The 15,723-nt window shown below is 66.6% G+C and carries 16 protein-coding genes; 6 read left to right on the top strand and 10 right to left on the bottom strand.

Going from position 1 to position 15,723, the window contains the following annotated elements:
* Window positions 1–61: 61 nt before the first annotated feature.
* The gene (ypfJ, locus tag ACFPME_RS15680; protein WP_377306592.1) at window positions 62–919 is read right to left on the bottom strand and encodes a KPN_02809 family neutral zinc metallopeptidase; all 858 of its coding nucleotides are present in this window, start codon (window positions 917–919) and stop codon (window positions 62–64) included.
* Window positions 920–1,037: 118 nt separating this feature from the next.
* Between ypfJ and ACFPME_RS15685 the strand changes: the two genes are divergently transcribed.
* Window positions 1,038–1,430 carry an MAPEG family protein gene (locus tag ACFPME_RS15685; protein WP_377306593.1) on the top strand — a complete coding sequence of 131 codons (393 nt, stop codon included), beginning with the start codon at window positions 1,038–1,040 and terminating at the stop codon, window positions 1,428–1,430.
* Between the two features lie 178 nt (window positions 1,431–1,608).
* Complete coding sequence (locus ACFPME_RS15690; protein WP_377306594.1) at window positions 1,609–2,334, top strand: CPBP family intramembrane glutamic endopeptidase; 726 nt, start codon at window positions 1,609–1,611, stop codon at window positions 2,332–2,334.
* A 6-nt stretch (window positions 2,335–2,340) separates the two neighbouring features.
* Here the strand turns inward: ACFPME_RS15690 and ACFPME_RS15695 are convergent, their stop codons facing one another.
* The 7 genes from ACFPME_RS15695 to ACFPME_RS15725 all read right to left on the bottom strand — a co-directional run bounded on the left by ACFPME_RS15695 (window position 2,341) and on the right by ACFPME_RS15725 (window position 6,899).
* Complete coding sequence (locus ACFPME_RS15695; protein ID WP_377306596.1) at window positions 2,341–2,913, bottom strand: Maf family protein; 573 nt, start codon at window positions 2,911–2,913, stop codon at window positions 2,341–2,343.
* Window positions 2,914–2,952: 39 nt separating this feature from the next.
* Window positions 2,953–3,405, bottom strand: a complete 453-nt coding sequence (locus ACFPME_RS15700; protein ID WP_377306597.1) for a GNAT family N-acetyltransferase — start codon at window positions 3,403–3,405, stop codon at window positions 2,953–2,955.
* A gap of 43 nt (window positions 3,406–3,448) precedes the next feature.
* Complete coding sequence (gene rlmH / locus ACFPME_RS15705; protein WP_377306599.1) at window positions 3,449–3,919, bottom strand: 23S rRNA (pseudouridine(1915)-N(3))-methyltransferase RlmH; 471 nt, start codon at window positions 3,917–3,919, stop codon at window positions 3,449–3,451.
* Between the two features lie 109 nt (window positions 3,920–4,028).
* Window positions 4,029–4,415 carry a ribosome silencing factor gene (gene rsfS, locus ACFPME_RS15710; RefSeq protein WP_377306600.1) on the bottom strand — a complete coding sequence of 129 codons (387 nt, stop codon included), beginning with the start codon at window positions 4,413–4,415 and terminating at the stop codon, window positions 4,029–4,031.
* A 93-nt stretch (window positions 4,416–4,508) separates the two neighbouring features.
* Window positions 4,509–5,576 (bottom strand): NAD(P)H-dependent flavin oxidoreductase, encoded by a 1,068-nt coding sequence (locus ACFPME_RS15715; RefSeq protein ID WP_377306601.1) that lies wholly within the window; start codon window positions 5,574–5,576, stop codon window positions 4,509–4,511.
* 240 nt (window positions 5,577–5,816) lie between these two features.
* Window positions 5,817–6,506: a DUF1345 domain-containing protein gene (locus tag ACFPME_RS15720; RefSeq protein ID WP_377306602.1), complete on the bottom strand. Its 690-nt coding sequence runs from the start codon at window positions 6,504–6,506 to the stop codon at window positions 5,817–5,819.
* Window positions 6,507–6,611: 105 nt separating this feature from the next.
* Entirely contained in the window at window positions 6,612–6,899 is a 288-nt protein-coding gene (locus ACFPME_RS15725; RefSeq protein ID WP_377306603.1) for a GNAT family N-acetyltransferase, read from the bottom strand.
* 161 nt (window positions 6,900–7,060) lie between these two features.
* Here ACFPME_RS15725 and ACFPME_RS15730 point away from each other — a divergent pair, with 161 nt between their 5' ends.
* The 4 genes from ACFPME_RS15730 (at window position 7,061) to ACFPME_RS15745 (ending at window position 10,897) form a co-directional block, all read left to right on the top strand.
* Window positions 7,061–7,486: an OsmC family protein gene (locus tag ACFPME_RS15730; protein ID WP_377306604.1), complete on the top strand. Its 426-nt coding sequence runs from the start codon at window positions 7,061–7,063 to the stop codon at window positions 7,484–7,486.
* Window positions 7,487–7,526: 40 nt separating this feature from the next.
* Window positions 7,527–8,468: an oxygenase MpaB family protein gene (locus tag ACFPME_RS15735; protein WP_377306605.1), complete on the top strand. Its 942-nt coding sequence runs from the start codon at window positions 7,527–7,529 to the stop codon at window positions 8,466–8,468.
* A 114-nt stretch (window positions 8,469–8,582) separates the two neighbouring features.
* Window positions 8,583–10,454 (top strand): 3'-5' exonuclease, encoded by a 1,872-nt coding sequence (locus ACFPME_RS15740; RefSeq protein WP_377306607.1) that lies wholly within the window; start codon window positions 8,583–8,585, stop codon window positions 10,452–10,454.
* Entirely contained in the window at window positions 10,442–10,897 is a 456-nt protein-coding gene (locus ACFPME_RS15745; RefSeq protein WP_377306608.1) for a hypothetical protein, read from the top strand. Before ACFPME_RS15740 ends, ACFPME_RS15745 begins: the two co-directional genes overlap by 13 nt.
* Before the next feature lie 68 nt (window positions 10,898–10,965).
* Here the strand turns inward: ACFPME_RS15745 and ACFPME_RS15750 are convergent, their stop codons facing one another.
* Together ACFPME_RS15750 and ACFPME_RS15755 are read right to left on the bottom strand one after the other, a co-directional pair.
* Complete coding sequence (locus tag ACFPME_RS15750; RefSeq protein WP_377306609.1) at window positions 10,966–11,319, bottom strand: hypothetical protein; 354 nt, start codon at window positions 11,317–11,319, stop codon at window positions 10,966–10,968.
* Window positions 11,316–15,719, bottom strand: a complete 4,404-nt coding sequence (locus ACFPME_RS15755; RefSeq protein ID WP_377306610.1) for a protein kinase domain-containing protein — start codon at window positions 15,717–15,719, stop codon at window positions 11,316–11,318. Before ACFPME_RS15755 ends, ACFPME_RS15750 begins: the two co-directional genes overlap by 4 nt.
* Window positions 15,720–15,723 lie beyond the last annotated feature (4 nt).

Consider the following 15,723-nt stretch of genomic DNA (forward strand, 5'->3'; position numbering starts at 1 on the left):
CTAGAACGAGAAAGGCCCGCCGTGCGGCGGGCCTTTCACTGCCCGGACGGAGAGAACCCGCTCAGGGTTCGCCGGCAAACGTATTGCACTGATCCATGTCGCCACCGGCAAAGCCGGTCTTGAACCATCTCACGCGCTGCTCGGAGGTGCCATGCGTGAACGTGTCGGGGCGTACCCGACCTTGCGCCTGCTGCTGCAAGGTGTCGTCGCCAATGTGGCTGGCGGCATTGAGTGCCTCCTCGATATCGCCCGGCTGCAGCCAGTTCAGCTCCTGCTGGCTGTGGTTGGCCCACACGCCGGCATAACAGTCGGCCTGCAACTCCTGCCGCACCGACAAGCCGTCGGCACCGTCCATCGGCGCACCCCGACGGCGTGCCGCGTCGACCTTGTCGAACACGCCGGTGAGCTTCTGCACGTGATGACCGATCTCGTGCGCAATCACATACGCTCGCGCGAAATCGCCCGAGGACTGCAGCTCGTCCTGCAGCTGCTGGAAGAACGCCACGTCTAGGTAGACCTTCTGATCGCCCGGACAATAGAACGGCCCCACTGCCGTGCCGGCGCCACCGCAGGCCGTGTCCACGCCGCCGCTGAACAGGTGCAGCTTGGGCTCGATGTAGGTCGCCCCCCTGGCCTGGAAGATCGCGCCCCAGCTCTGCTCGGTAGAATGAAGGATCGCGCTGACGAAGGCCTTCTGCTGTGGATCCACCTGCGTCGGCGTGCTGTTCTCGGTGGGCGCGGATGACTGGCCACCTTGATCGAGCAAGGCCAGCGGGTTCTTGAAGAACACCCAGCCGATGAGGGCCAGCACGATCAGACCGCCGATTCCCATGCGTCCGCCGCCACCGCCGAAGCCCCGGCCACCGCCGCTGCTGCCGACCTCGATGTTGCTGCTGCTGCCGCCTTTCCGCCAATCCATAAAGTTCCTCGTTGACTGATGCTCGCGTCCAGACGCCGGCCGACGATAGCGCGCCGGTCGCGCCAGCGCCAAAGCGCTGCTGCGGCTACAGTAGTCCACCTTTCGTGAGGAACACCGCATGACCCATCTGCCCGCCCTGGTGACCCTGCTCACCGTGCTGCTGCTGTTCGGCACCATGTGGGCCGTCGGCCATGCCCGCGGCAAGTACGGGGTGAAGGCGCCCGCGACCAGCGGCGACCCGGCATTCGAACGCGCATACCGGGTTCAGATGAACACGCTGGAGCAGACCGTGATGTTCCTGCCCCTGCTGTGGCTGGCCGCGAACTATGGCTTCACCGGCTGGGCCGGCGTCGCGGGCCTGGTATGGATCGTCGGCCGGGCCTGGTACGCGGTGGCCTATCTCGCCGATGCCGGCAAACGCGGCCCGGGCTTCGTGATGGGCATGCTGGCCTGGGCCGCGGTACTGGTGATGGCCTCGTTTGGCGTGGGCCGGGCCATGCTGATCGGCTGAAACCGGCTTTCGATCCTCGCCGGGGCCGGTTGCGATTACCGCACCCGGCCCCGTCTACGCACACATCGTCCAGCCTGGTTTCCATGTGGAAGTGAACCGCTCTGCCCCGCCACCTTCCTTGCCATCGCGCCCACCGCCGACGCCAGAACGCGCTCCCGGCCTGTGGAGCGCAGCGGGATTGATCGCCACCTATTTCGTGCTGCAAGTGGTCGTCAGTACCCTGGCGGCGGGAATGATCAGCCTGATGGCGGCCCTCCAGCGCAATGGGCCGGGCCCCGGTCATGCCATTCCCACCGCGCTGGAACAGCCTGTCGCCGGGGCCTTGCTGGCGACGCTGTCGCTCGGTATTGCAGCACCACTGACGCTGTGGCTGGCGCATCGCAGATGGCCTCTGCTGTGGTCGCAGGCACAACCGCCGGGACTGGGGGTTGCATCGCCACGTCGGCAACGGTTCTTCGCCCTGGCGGTTGCGGTCGGATTGATGGCGCCATGGCTGGGTGCGCTGTTGACCTGGCTGCTGGCGCACGGCCATGCGGTGCCACAGGCCATCCAGCAACTGGGCAGCAGCGCACCGCTGGCGCTGCGCATTCCGTTGATGCTGGCAGTGGTGAGCGTCGGCCCGCTGGTGGAGGAGTTGCTGTTTCGCGGCGTGCTGTTGTCGGCGCTGCTGGAACGCTGGGGCATCGGCCGGGGTGTGGCGATCAGTTCGCTGGCGTTTGCGCTGATCCACCTGCCCGGCCTGGATTTCCAGTGGTACGCATTGCCGGACCTGCTGCTGCTGGCACTGGTGCTGACGTGGTTGCGGCTGCGCTCGGGTTCGATCTGGCCCGGCGTGCTCGCCCACGGCCTCAACAACCTGCTGGGCGTGGCCGGTTGGTTCGTGCTGCTCGGCCTTGCCGGATGAAAGGCATCATGGCGGAATGATGCCGAACCGGCGCAGCAACCGGGCCGTCTCGAACACCGGCAACCCCATCACCCCGGAGTAACTGCCCTGCAAATGCTCGACCAGCATCGCGCCGCGACCCTGGATCGCATACGCACCGGCCTTGCCGAACGGCTCACCGGTGGCCACATAGGCGGCGATGGTGGGCTCGTCCAGCTGCGCAAAGCGTACCTGCGATACACAGCTCCCGCACTGTTCGCCCGCGGCACCGACCAGCCAGACCACCGAGATCACTGCATGCGTACGTCCCGACAGGCGACGCAACATCGCCGCCGCCGCGTCCGCGTCCCGCGGCTTGCCAAAGACTTCGTCGTCCAGCACCACCTCGGTATCGGCGCCGAGCACCACGACGTCGCCGGCATGATCCAAGCTGGCCCAGCCGGCACGCGCCTTGTCGCACGCCACCCGGCTCACGTAGTCCCGCGGTGATTCATTCGCGGCCCGCTGTTCTGCCACGTCGACCTGGAGCACGGCGAACGCCACACCGATCTGTTCCAGCAGCTGGCGGCGGCGCGGCGACTGCGAAGCGAGATGAAGCATGCGAGTTACGCCCGGTGAAAGAGCCGCCAGCGTAACGCCTTACAGGGTGAGGCTGTACTCGCAGAACTGGCGGTCACGCTCCCAGCCCATCGATTCGTACAGCGCCTGCGCCGGTGCATTGTCCAGCGCAGTCGACAGCGACAGACTGGCCGCACCCAGCGCCCGCGCATGCCCGGCTGCCGCATCCAGCAGAGCCTTCGCCACGCCTCGCCGACGTGCGGCCGCGGCGACAAACAAATCGTTGAGCAACCAGGTGCGCACCGTGCGCACCGAGGAAAACAGCGGATACAACTGGGTGAATCCCAGCCATTCTCCGTCCTCATCGTCATGGGCCAGCAGGATCACCGATTCGTGCAGGCGAATGCGCTCGGCCAGAAAATCCTGCGCTCGCGCCAGATCGGCTGGCTGGCCGTAGAACTGGCGATAGCTGTCGAACAGTGGCGCCACAGCGTCGAGATCGAGGATGGTGGCTTGCCTGATCTGTATGGGCATGCAGGTATGGCCGCGAATGGGGAGGGGCCAAGCATATCGCGGCCTAGCCGCGATGGTAGGGATGCCCCCCCATGATCGTGGTGGCACGGTATAGCTGCTCGACCAGCACCAGTCGCACCAGCATGTGCGGCAGGGTCAACGGACCGAGCGACCAGCGCTGGTCAGCGCGCCCCAGCACGTCGGGCGCGTGGCCATCGGGGCCACCGATCAGAAAGGCCAGATCGCGCCCGGTCATGCGCCACTTCGCCAGTTGTGCGGCCAGCTCCTCGCTGGACCAGCATTTGCCGCGGCCATCAAGCGCGACCACATGGCTATCGTGCGGCAAGGCGGCGAGTATTGCGGCGCCCTCGTCCTGTATCGCCCGGGCATCGTCGCGGCCCTTGCCACGCATGCCGGGCTTCAGTTCGATCAACTCCAGCGGCAGGTCATGCGAGAGCCGCTTGCGGTACTCGGCAAAGCCCTCGGCCACCCAGCCTGGCATGCGTTCGCCGACGGCGATCAGGCGTGCGCGCATGCGCCGCTCTCATGGAGCAATTCGCGCGCAGCACCGCGCCTGCATCGTCTCCCCTGCCGGGAGGGGATTGACGCGAGCGGGCAATCTGGCAACGCGCCCCACACGAAACTCAACTCGCTTGCGCGGCGTCGACTTCGTGCCCGTGGTCGCCCACCGTCCACAACCTTTCCAGGCCGTAGAACTCGCGGATGCGTGGCAGCATCACGTGGACGATCACATCACCCAGGTCGACCAGTACCCATTCGCCCTCCTGCTCGCCTTCCACGCCCAGCGGCATCACACCCGCTTTCTTGGCGAACTTGCCGACTTCATCGGCGATGGATTTGACATGGCGTGCGGAGGTGCCGGATGCAATCACCAGCAGGTCGGCGATGGAGGTCTTGCCGCGAACGTCGATTTCGCGCACATCCTTGGCTTTCAGTTCTTCGAGCGCGTCGATGACCGACTTGCGCAGGGTGGCCGTGGTGACGGACTTGTTCGTGCGGGCAGTACTCAAGAGGATGAGCCTCGATGCGGAAGAGCAGCGCGACATGGCGCGGGCGAAGTATAACCGGCTTGCCGTCAAGGGCGCCTTGACGCGGAAGCCCGGTCAGGACACCAGCGCCCTGCGTGCCAGGCGATATTCGTACATCAGGCGCGCCACCAGCTCGGCAGCCGGCTGCGGCCGTACCAGGCTGGCCGCCTGACCGCACCACTCCGACAGCAGATCGCCGCGGCCAGACGCCGCCGCCGCCCGGCGCAGCGGCGCGGTGAGCGCATTCAATACCGGATACGGCAACCCCTGCGCCGGCTCCGGCATCGCCTCGACAAAGCGGTTGCGCAGGCCGCGAGCCGCACGTCCGGAGAAACCCCGGATCGTGGTGACCTGGTGATCCTCGACGTGCGGCAGATCCCGCTTCCACGCCTCGGCGGCTGAGCACTCCGGACAAGCCAGGAAGGCCGTGCCGAGCTGGCTGGCCGCCGCACCGAGCACCTCCGCAGCCAACACGCCGCGGCCGTGCATGATTCCGCCGGCAGCGATCACCGGGATGGACAACGCCCCGACCACCAGCGGAAGCAGCGCGAACAGGCCGATCATCGCGTCTTCCTCGTGGTGCAGGAACGTGCCGCGATGGCCACCGGCCTCGGCACCCTGCACGCACACCGCGTCGGCCCCGGCATCCGCCCAGGCACGCGCCTCGGCGACCGTGGTGGCCGTGCCGATGACGTAGATCCCGCGTCGTTGAAGTTCGCGCCGCTGCGCCGGGCTGATCACGCCAAAGGCAAACATCGCCACCGCCGGGCGCGCTTCGCACAGCGCGGCAAACTGATCGGAGAAGCGCGGCGCCCAGCGCGACGGCAGGCTGGTACGCACGTCGAGGCCTTCGCGCGCCATCAGTGCATCGAGTTGCGCGCGCGCCTTCGCCACTGCGGCCATGTCGGCATCGAACTCATCCGGCAACACGAACAGGCCGATGGCGTAAGGCCGGTCGCCCAGCGCGCGGATCTGCCCCGCCTGCTCGATGATCGCCGACGGCTCCAGGTAGCCGGCACCCAGCGAGCCCAGCCCGCCCGCATTCGACACGGCGGCCACCAGCGCCGGTGGTGTCGAGCTGGACATCGGGGCCTGGATCAGCGGATGTTCGATACCAAGCTGGCGGGCAAACGACGAGCTCATGCGCGAGGACCTGCGGACGGTAGTGCCAAGTATCCGCCGCTGCCGCGCACAGCAGAAGCCGCCGGCGGATTCACCTGCCTGCGGATCGCGGGCGCGGTGACGAGGGCGCAGCCCAGGGCAGCGGCTGGAAAAGCGGCGGATCGTGCGTTCATCGGAGGATGCTTGAAAGAACGGGATGGAGCGGCGATGCCGCCCCTTCGCGTCCTTCGCTGCCTGCCGGCCTGCGGCTGGACGGTGTGATCAGCCGCCCTGCCCGGCCACGATGTTCACCGTGATGGCGATGATGAACACGTTGAAGAAGAACGCAATCACGCTGTGCAGCAATACCACGCGGCGCAGGTAGTCGCTGGTGATCTGCACGTCGGAGACCTGGAACGTCATGCCGATCACGGTGGAGAAATACACGAAATCCCAATAGTCGGGCTCGGGGGTGTCGGGGAATTCCAGGCCCTTGTGCTTGTCGCCGTAGTCGCCGTAATAGCCATGCGCGTAGTGGATCGCGAACATCGCGCTGAGGAACAGCCAGCTCAGGATGATGCTCCCCACCGCAACGGCCAGTTCCAGCAGGCCGCCGCCCTTGGCCGCATGCAGTTCGCCGCCCAGCGCGATCAGAACTACCGCCGACAGGGCCACGCCCCCCCACAGTACACCCCATCGGCCGGTATCCAGTGCCAGGGACTGGCTGCGCATGTGCGCGGGCTCGGCATGGTTGAACAGGTACGCGAGTCCACCGAGAAAAACCACGGCGGCGAGATCGAAACTGAGCAGCACCGCGTTGGACAGGCGCATTCCCGACGCCGACAAGGCCCCGGCGACGCCAATGAAGATTGCCAGCGACAGGATCATGCGCGGGCGGCCTTTGACGAAACGCCACGGACGCCAGCCGCCTGCCTGTCGCGCAACGGCGCCTTGTTTGGCCGACTTGGTCATGGACGGCACGCCGCGCCGACCAGCGCGGATGGATCAAGCCAGCGGGACAAGGCAATCTCTCCAGGAGGTGGTGACGTCGGCCATGCCTTGGATGATAGCGATGTTTCAGCCCAGCAGATCCCGATATGCCGGGTGGCGCTGCATCCACACGGCGGCGTAGGAGCAGACCGGCAGCACCGTCCAGCCTTCATCGCGGGCAGTCTGCACCGCTGCCTCCATCAGAGCGGCAGCGATGCCGCGCCCGCCCACTTCGGCCGGTACACGAGTATGCGTGATGGTCATGACCTCGGGCTTCGCGCCTGACGTCAACGTGTAGTCAAGCTCGCAGCTGGCACCCTCCACCCGTGTCTCGAAGCGATGCGCGGCGCGATCGTGCTGAATGGCAAACGGCATGCGAACTCCGATGGGCGGCGATCACCAAGCATACGGGCTGCGCGGGCAATCGCGCGTGAAGCCCTCCGGGCGATACGTTCGCGCCGCCTGCATGAACCGCGCGGCACAGTGCGCACTTGTTCGTCAGCCCACCGGCACAGGCCGTTCCAGGAGAATAAGCCATGAAAAAGTCCGCATCGGCGCATTGGTCCGGTGGCATCAAGGACGGCCAAGGCACCATTTCGACCGACACCGGCGTGCTGCGCGAGGCACCCTACGGCTTCAGGTCCCGCTTCGAGGACGGTCCGGGCACCAATCCGGAGGAACTGATAGGGGCTGCCCATGCCGGCTGCTTCTCCATGGCGCTTGCGCTTGGACTAGGCAACGCCGGACTCACCGCCGACAGCATCGACACCCGGGCGGCGGTGACGCTGGACAAGGATGGCGACGGCTTCTCGATCACCTCCGTCCACCTGGATTGCCGGGCCAAGGTGCCTGGCGCGGATGCAGCCACGTTCGAGAAGATCGCACAGGAAACCAAGCTGGGCTGCCCGGTCTCGAAAGTGCTCAAGGCCACCATTACGCTGGATGCCGCACTCGAGAACTGAACGTGGATTGGCGCGCATGGCCGCCGGTTAGACTGCTGCCATGCCATCGCCATCGACTTTCCTTGCGCGGGTTGCCGCCGCGCCAATCCGCCCCGCTCGCGCCGCGATCCGGCATTGGGTGCTGAGCGCCTTTCCTCGCGCCCGGACCGGCGGTGTCGACTACGATCATCCCCCGGGCGATCCGGGCTGGTTCGGTCCGGACAGCGCCACCTGGCGTGTGCATTCGGACTTCCCCGGCATGCTGGCCGGCGGACTGGCGGCGCTGACCTTGCAGACGCTGCATCCGCTGGCACTGGCTGGCGTCTGGGATCATTCCAATTTCCGCGGCGATCTGCTCGGCCGGCTGCGCCGCACCACCGCCTTTGTCGGCGGCACTACCTACGCCCCGCGCGCGCAGACCGATGCATTGATCGAACATGTGCGCATGATCCACACGCACATCACCGGCCATGGCGAGGATGGACGTCCCTACGCCGCCAACGATCCTGCACTGCTGACCTGGGTGCACGTCACCGAGGCCTACTGTTTCCTGCAGGGCTATCGCCGCTACAGCCATGTGGTGCCGCCCGCCGGGGCCGGCGATCGCTATTACGACGAGGTGCGCCGGATCGCCGAGGCGCTGGGTGCCCGCGCGGTGCCTGCTTCGGAGCGGGCCGTCGCTGACTACTTCCACCGCATCCAGCCGGAACTGGCTTTCACCGAGCGCTCGCGCGCGGTGCTCGAACTGTTGTCCCAGGTACGCCTGCCGGTGCCTGCGGCCGCGTTGTCGCGCGATCTGTTTCTGCACGCTGGCGCGGCGCTTCTTCCAGGCTGGGCCATCGACATGCTGGGCTTCACCTCCCGGCGACAGCGCCAGGCCCGACTAGCGGCCCACGCGCTGTGGGCGGTCGCGCCCGTATTCCGCGCCGCATTGAAGGACGGTATCGCCAGCCGCGCCTGCCGACGCATGGATGTGCCGCCGGAGCACTTGCTGCATTGGTGATGGGCGAGTTCATCGCCTGCTCGGGCGGTGTCCGCAATCCCGTGCGCTCCGGTCAGCATTGACAGCCCAGCCCTATCGGCTAACGTCCACCGGACACGTCAGTCAGGGGCTCCCGTGGCAACACTCATTCCCTCCCGCAATAGCTGTCTGCCGCGCATGACCGGCGGCGAGAAGCGTGTGTCCGAGCGGCTGGAGCAAAAGCTGGAGGACGACTACCTGCTCTGGTACGACGTGCCGGTAGGCTTGAAGCAGCGCCATCCGGACTTCGTGGTGTTCCACCCGCGCCGCGGCCTGCTGGTGCTGGAGGTGAAGGACTGGAAGGCCGACACCATCCGTCATGCCGACAGTACCCAGTTCACCCTGGTCACCGAGCGCGGCCTGGTCAAGGAGAACAACCCGCTGTTGCAGGCGCGCGCCTACGCGCTGGAAATCGGCGTGGTGCTGGAGCGCGATCCGGCGCTGCGCCATCCGCAGGGTTCCCGCCACGCCGGCAAGCTGATCATGCCCTGGGCCTGGGGCGTGGTGCTGGCCAATATCACCCGCCGACAATTCGGCGAAGGTGCGCTGGGCGAGGTGCTGCCCGAGCATCTGGTGATCTGTCGCGACGAGCTGTACGAGACGGTCGACGCCGAAGCGTTCCAGGAGCGGCTGTGGGCGATGTTCCCGCAAGTGTTCCCGGTAACGCTGACCCTGCCGCAGATCGACCGTGTGCGCTGGCACCTTTTCCCCGAGTTGCGGGTGGAACCGGGCAGCGGCCAGTTCGGCCTGTTCGGCCCCACCGATACGGCCGTGCGTCCGCTGGAGATTCCCGACCTGGTCAAGGTGATGGACTCGCAGCAGGAGCAGCTGGCGCGTTCGCTCGGCGACGAGCACCGGATCATCCACGGCGTGGCGGGCTCGGGCAAGACGATGATCCTGGGTTTCCGTGCGATGCAGCTGGCGCGTGAGCTATCCAAGCCCATCCTGGTGCTCTGCTACAACAAGACGCTGGCTGCACGGCTCGAACAGCTGATCGGCGAACGCGGCCTCAGCGAGAAGGTGCAGGTCTACAACTTCCACAAATGGTGCCGCAAGATGCTGGTGGCCTATAACGAGCCGCTGCCGCCGGGCAACGGCAAGGCGTTCTTCGAGGCGTTGCCGCCGGCGGTGATCGCCGGCGTGGATCGCGGCCAGATTCCGCGCTTCCAGTACGGCGCCGTGTTGATCGACGAAGGTCACGATTTCGAGCCGGACTGGTACAAGCTGATCGTGCAGATGATCGATCCGGCCACCAATTCGCTGCTGGTGCTGTACGACGACGCACAGAACATCTACGGCAACGCCGATCGGCGCAAGATCAGCTGGAAGAGCCTCGGCGTGCAGGCGCAGGGCCGCACCACCATCCTCAAGCTCAACTACCGCAATACGCTGGAGATTCTCTCGGTGGCGCGCTTGTTCGCCAACGAACTGCTCGACTCGCGCGGCGACGATGACGATGGCGTACCGTTGATCGCGCCGCAGAGCGCCGGCCGTCGCGGCGCGCTGCCCGAACTGGTACGCACCGACACCGCGCGCGCGCAACTCGACGTGTTGATCGCGCGGCTGCGCGACGAATACGCCGGCGGCCGCCCGTACTCCGACATGGCCGTACTGTTTCGCAACCAGTGGGAAGGCGAGAAGCTGCACGAAGCATTGCAGCGCATCGGCATTCCCAGCCGGCTTGCCGACGGCACCGGCAAGCACACCCTGTTCGTGGTCGAGGACAGCGTCAAGCTGGTCACCATGCATTCCAGCAAAGGCCTGGAGTTTCCGTTCGTGATCATCCCCGGCCTCGGCTCGCTGCCCAAGCCCGGCCAGAGCGAAGCCGACGAAGCCCGCCTGCTCTACGTCGCCATGACCCGTGCCACTGAACACCTGCTACTGATCCACCACGACGATTCAGTCTTCAGCAAGCGCATCCGCGATTCGATCAACGAGGTCCAGGGACAACTGGCATGCCGCGCCTGAGCCGGCACAGGACGCTGCTTCCGGTCCTGCAGGCCATCGTCGCCCTGGCGGCCATTTGCTGGTTCGGCGAGGCGGGTCGCTACGGCTTTGCAGGCTTGCCCGGCAAGGCCGATCTGCGGGTCATGGACGGCGTCTATATCGGCCCGGGCGGCGATTCGCTCATCGAGATCGCGGTTAACCAGCGCGGCGAAACCTGGCATCGACTATTCACGCTCTACCCCCGCGCCGCGCCGCGCGCCAGGCTGCTGCGCGGTGAACAGATGAACCTGCTGGTCAACGGGGCTGGCGTGATCATGCAGATCGAATCCGCTGTCAGCACGATTCATTGGAGCTACGAACAGGAATGGCGCCGCCATCGACAGGTGATGGACTTGTCCGGACTGACCGGCACGCTTGCGCTGTTGGGATGCGGGCTGCTTTACCTGACCAGGCATGAAGAATGACGTCGGGCAAAGACCAGGCGGCCCCATGACCGGCTGAAGAACGAGCCGCCCGGCCAAGGCGACTGCCGTCAAGCTCCGCGCAGCAGCCAGCAGGCCACGAAGACCAGCAGGACGGCGCCGGCCAGGATGGCCAGCAGCGGCTTCCAGGGGAGCCCCGGCCGCATTGTCAGCAAGGTAGTCAAGGCGCGTCCCGATGCCGCCGACGCATCGGCCGGGCCCTGGTGCACGTGGCGTGCGCGCTGTGTCGTTGCAATGCCGGGCACCAGGGTCTTGCGTGCGGTGACCACGCCGCTGCTGTCGTACAGCGAACCCAGCACCCGACGACGACGGGCGCGGTATTCGGCACGCGTGATCCTGCCCAGCCGGTGCGCTTCGTCCAGCACGTGCAGATCCTGATTGATGGCCCGCTCGCGTTCGGTCATTTCAGCTCCCTGAGCACCCGGAAACCTACATCTTTTTGAGGTGAGCCACTGTCGGCGCGGCGGGTGTCGACGCTGCAGTCGGACCAGTAGCTGCTGAAGCTGCCACCGCGCGCCATCACGCTGCCGCCGTCGACCACCCACTCCCACACGTTACCGGTCATGTTGACCAGTCCCCACGGGTTGCGCGAACGCCCGCGCGGCGACACCGCCGCACCACTGCCGTCGGCGCCGCCGGCCGATGGCGGGATGCAGTTGCTGTCCTCAGCCTGCTTCCAGCCGCCGCCCGCCTTCGCCGCGCGCACCCATTCCTCGTCGGTGGGCAGTCGGTAGGCATAGCCGCCACTGAGGTCGCTGAGCCAGCGTGCATAGGCCCGGGCCTGATCAAGGCTGATGTTGCTGATCGGCGCGTTGCCCAGATCCTGGTCGTTCACCGCGGTGGCTGCACACTTGCCGGTAGCCCGGCAGAACTGATTGAACTCGTTGATCGAAATCTCTGCGCGCGACATGGCATACGCCTTGCCACCGCCAGGCCCCGGCACCACGACCAGCAGCGGGCCACGCGCGCCGCCGATACTGTCGGAACAGAACTTGCCCTTGCCGGCCAGCCCGGGCCTGGCGCAGGGATCCGCCCCCGGGGGCTCGGCCGGCGCGGCCGGTGCGCCGGTCGGGGTCGGCCGGGTTGCAGTACCCGGCTTGCCGGCGATTCCCGGCGTCGCGCCGGGTACGACGGTTGGCTGCGGCTCTTCGGCAGGATTGGCGGGCGAAGCCGGCAAGGGCGTCGAGGCACCGGTCGGTGTGGCACCGGTCGGTTTCAGTCGATCCAGCTGTTCGGCCAGCGATTTCGCGGGCAACTGACCGCGGATGCGCATCTCCGATTCCAGCTCGGCCAGCGCGCTGGCGTCCAGGCGGCGAACGCTCTCGAGCTGCCGTTTCAACTGGTCGTAGTCGGCGCTGGCCAGTGGCCGTCTGCCCGCTGCCATGATGGCGGCTATGAGGTCGTAGCGCGCCTTGGCCGAACGCAGTTCGGCGTTGCCGCCAAGGGTCTTGACGGCCTGCGCCATGACATCCGCGGCCTTCTGGTAGCGGCCTTTCTGGAACGTGTCCTGCGCCTGGCCCAGATAGGCATCGGCGAGCAGTTTCGGTCCTTCGGTCTTGAGGAACGGGTTGTCCGGTTGCAGGGTCTGGATGCGTGCCAGCGACTGGCTGGCCTTGCCCACATCGCCAGCCGCCACGGCGCTCTTCATCGATTCGATGCGAGATTTCACTTCGGCATCGGCACTCTCCTGCGCAGCCTTCGCCTGGAGAGTCTGCTGAAGCGCATCGAGCTTGGCATCTTCGGCGAGCAAGGGCGCCGACTTCGGCATGTACTTCAGGCCGAAGTCCACCGCCAGGCGGGCCTGCGGCAGATGCTGCGGGTCGGCGAACCGACTGGCCTCACCCGCGATGGCCGTACCCAAGGCATCCAGGGTGCGAGCAGTCTCCGGCGAGGTATCGGCACGCAAGGTCTGCAAGGCACTCGTCACCGACTGCTGCCAGTCCGGCGTCAGCGCCGGCTTCGCGCCGAGCGCGGCCAGGCGGGTGCGGGCATCGGCGAGCGCCTGTGCCTGCTGCTGCAGGTTCTTTTGCTGGGCCACGGTGCGGGCGTTGCTGACCTCGGCCAGCACTTTCGCATAACCCGCTTCCGCGGGATCGAGTTGCTGGCCCGCCTTGCCGATACGCTCGGCCGCATCCAGATCGCCTGCGGCGATGCGATCGCGGGCGAGCTTGATCACGCTGGCATCGACACCGCCACGCAACGCGGCGAAATCGGGCGAATCGGCGCCGATCTGGGTGCGCGCATTGTTCAGCGCGCTCTTGAGGTCCTGCAACCAGACCACCGTGCCGAGCGGCCGCGCCAGCAAATCGGTCACCCGGCCCTTGGCCAGCGCATTGCGCTGAGCTTCCGTAGCCGCCTGCTGCGCCAGCTTGTTCTGCTGGTCCAGCAAGGTCTGGCGCGTTGCCGACAGCGCCGAATCGCCGGGAAACAGTTCGATGCCAAACCCGGCGATGCCGATCGCACTGGCCAGATCGCCGGCGGCCTGCTTCTCGGTCGCCTGGGCCGTCAATGCCTGCTTGAGTCGGGTGGCCTGTTCCGCCAGGCGCGGATCATCCGGCAGCAGCTTTGCGGTATCGCGGTACGCAGCGGCTGCCTGGTTGCGCCAGTCATCGGCATTGCTGGCATGGCCGAGCAAGCTGGTCAGCGTCTGCAAGGTCTGCTCGCGTTGCTGCTGCAGCAGCTTCGCCTGCTGTTGCTGCTGCTGTTGTGCCGCCAGCGCCTTGCCCAGTTCATCCAGTTGCGCAGCGCGCTGCTTCAGGTGACTGGAGTCGGGAAACAGGCTGCTGGCGAGCTTGAGGTCCGCCATGGCCTCGTCCACGTGTCCAGCGTCAATGGCCTTGCCGATCGCCGCGTCGTACTTGAGCTCGAGCTCGGCGTTCCTGAGCAGCGCGCTGCCCGGATCGATGGCGCGGATGTGCGCCAGGGTCGTGACGACGTTGTCAGGCTGATTCTCGAAGATGGCGTCGGCGCTGATCTGCTGGCTCAGCTGGGTATCCAGGGTGTTGAGCAGGTCGTTGCGCTGTTTCTCCACGGCGCTGCGTTTGATGTCCAGGGCCGGCGAATACAACTTCAGGTCATCGCGCAGCTTGAACACCCGCTGTGTCCCGGCGTAGTCGTAGCGATCCTTCGCCGGGTCCCAGTAGGCATCGATGCGGCTCAGCAGGAAATTCTGGATCAGGTCGTTCTGGTCGACCACGATGCGCTTGCGATCGTCGTCGCCGAGCGCATTGAGCGCCTGCAGCGCCTGGTTCTCGTTGGCGTAGTGATCCGGCCGCACCATGGTGAAGCGGCCGATCACCTCCGCCACCTGATGACTATGCCGGTAGCTGGTCCAGGCCCACACGCCGCCGGCCACCGCCAGCAGCGCCGGCACGCCATAGATCAGGTACGGCATGGTCCGCTCGCGCAAGCCCACCTCGCGCAAGCCCTCGACCAGTTCGTTGGCGCTTTTCAGGCGCTGTGCGTTGGTGAACGCCACGCTGGCGCACAACACCTTGTACTGGTGCTTGGTCAGACCTTTCACCGGCGGCGGCTTGCGGCCTTCCTTCATGGCGACTTCGGCACTGGCCTTGTCGTAGGGATGCTTGCCGGTCAGCAGTTCGAAGGCGACACAACCCAGCGCATAGACGTCATCGCCCGGCACCGGATCCTTGCCCTGGATCATCTCGAGGCTGGCGTACGCCGGTGTCAGCGCGCCCAGTGTGCCGGCATCGAACACGGTCTGTTCGCCCACCGCATCGCCCATGTGCTTGCCGGCGCGCGCTATGCCGAAATCGAAAACCTTGGGCACGCCCTCGCGCGTCACCATGACGTTGGCAGGCTTGAAATCAGAGTGCACCACGCCAGCCGCATGGGCCCGCGTGAGCGCCCGCGCCATGCCTTCGATCAGCGGCCTGGCCTCGGCCAGCGGCAGGCCGTTGAAGGCCCGCTCGCGAATGACCTGCTTGAGGTCCGAGCCGTCGACGTACTCCATCGTCATGAAGACGATGGTGCGGTCCTTGTCGAAATCGTAGACGCGCACGATGTTGTCGTGCGCCAGCTGCTGCGAGCGGCGCGATTCGCGCTGCAGCGAGATCAGCGAATCGGGATGACGGCGGAACTCGTCGTTCAACACTTTTACCGCGACGTACGGATCGCGGTCGCGCGCCTCCACCTTGCGCTCATCACGCGCCTTGAATACCACGCCCATGCCGCCGCGGCCAATCTCCCGCTCGAGATAGAAGCGGCCTTTGAGCAGAGACCCCACGGTGACGAAGTCGCCCTCTTCCGCATCGGAAATGTGCTGCCAGCTCGATTGGCTGCTGCTGACGCCGGAGCGCGTGCCTTGCGTGCCGGTGCGTTCGGGCGCCTGCGGCCGCGACGCCCCCGAGGCCGGCTTGACCATCGTGGCTTCATCCCCCGCCACTACCTGTTCGGGGCGCGAGGTCGGCTTGACCACGGTGATCTCGTCGAGGTCGGCCGGTGCGGGCTGCGAAGCCGGCTGCAAACGGGTGACATCATCGTCGTCGGGCGTGGCGATCGACGCGGGCGGGCGCTGGGTCGCCGGCTTGACCATGGTGGCGTCGGCATCGTGATCGGGCTGTGCCGGACCGGCCTGCGACTGCACGACGGCCAGCTTGGCCAGCAGCGCCTTGATGACAAGCGACTCGAGGTCACCCGCGCTGCGTTGTTGTTCAAGCCACGCGGTTTCCGCCCGATGCTCGGCATCGGGCAGGGCACCGCGCGCCGCCAGCGCTTCGAACAGCGCAGGGAGCTTCAGCGTCTCGGCCTGGTAGGCACGGACCAGTTCGGCTAGGGAGTTCATGATT

This window comes from Rhodanobacter umsongensis, assembly GCF_042654965.1.
GTDB lineage: Bacteria > Pseudomonadota > Gammaproteobacteria > Xanthomonadales > Rhodanobacteraceae > Rhodanobacter > Rhodanobacter umsongensis.

Excerpts from the sequence above, each read along its gene's own strand:
- ypfJ (WP_377306592.1), bottom strand. The coding sequence starts at position 919 with ATGGATTGGCGGAAAGGCGGCAGCAGCAGCAACATCGAGGTCGGCAGC.
- ACFPME_RS15685 (WP_377306593.1), top strand. The coding sequence starts at position 1,038 with ATGACCCATCTGCCCGCCCTGGTGACCCTGCTCACCGTGCTGCTGCTG.
- ACFPME_RS15695 (WP_377306596.1), bottom strand. The coding sequence starts at position 2,913 with ATGCTTCATCTCGCTTCGCAGTCGCCGCGCCGCCGCCAGCTGCTGGAA.
- ACFPME_RS15700 (WP_377306597.1), bottom strand. The coding sequence starts at position 3,405 with ATGCCCATACAGATCAGGCAAGCCACCATCCTCGATCTCGACGCTGTG.
- rlmH (WP_377306599.1), bottom strand. The coding sequence starts at position 3,919 with ATGCGCGCACGCCTGATCGCCGTCGGCGAACGCATGCCAGGCTGGGTG.
- ACFPME_RS15715 (WP_377306601.1), bottom strand. The coding sequence starts at position 5,576 with ATGAGCTCGTCGTTTGCCCGCCAGCTTGGTATCGAACATCCGCTGATC.
- ACFPME_RS15720 (WP_377306602.1), bottom strand. The coding sequence starts at position 6,506 with ATGACCAAGTCGGCCAAACAAGGCGCCGTTGCGCGACAGGCAGGCGGC.
- ACFPME_RS15725 (WP_377306603.1), bottom strand. The coding sequence starts at position 6,899 with ATGCCGTTTGCCATTCAGCACGATCGCGCCGCGCATCGCTTCGAGACA.
- ACFPME_RS15730 (WP_377306604.1), top strand. The coding sequence starts at position 7,061 with ATGAAAAAGTCCGCATCGGCGCATTGGTCCGGTGGCATCAAGGACGGC.
- ACFPME_RS15735 (WP_377306605.1), top strand. The coding sequence starts at position 7,527 with ATGCCATCGCCATCGACTTTCCTTGCGCGGGTTGCCGCCGCGCCAATC.
- ACFPME_RS15745 (WP_377306608.1), top strand. The coding sequence starts at position 10,442 with ATGCCGCGCCTGAGCCGGCACAGGACGCTGCTTCCGGTCCTGCAGGCC.
- ACFPME_RS15750 (WP_377306609.1), bottom strand. The coding sequence starts at position 11,319 with ATGACCGAACGCGAGCGGGCCATCAATCAGGATCTGCACGTGCTGGAC.
- ACFPME_RS15755 (WP_377306610.1), bottom strand. The coding sequence starts at position 15,719 with ATGAACTCCCTAGCCGAACTGGTCCGTGCCTACCAGGCCGAGACGCTG.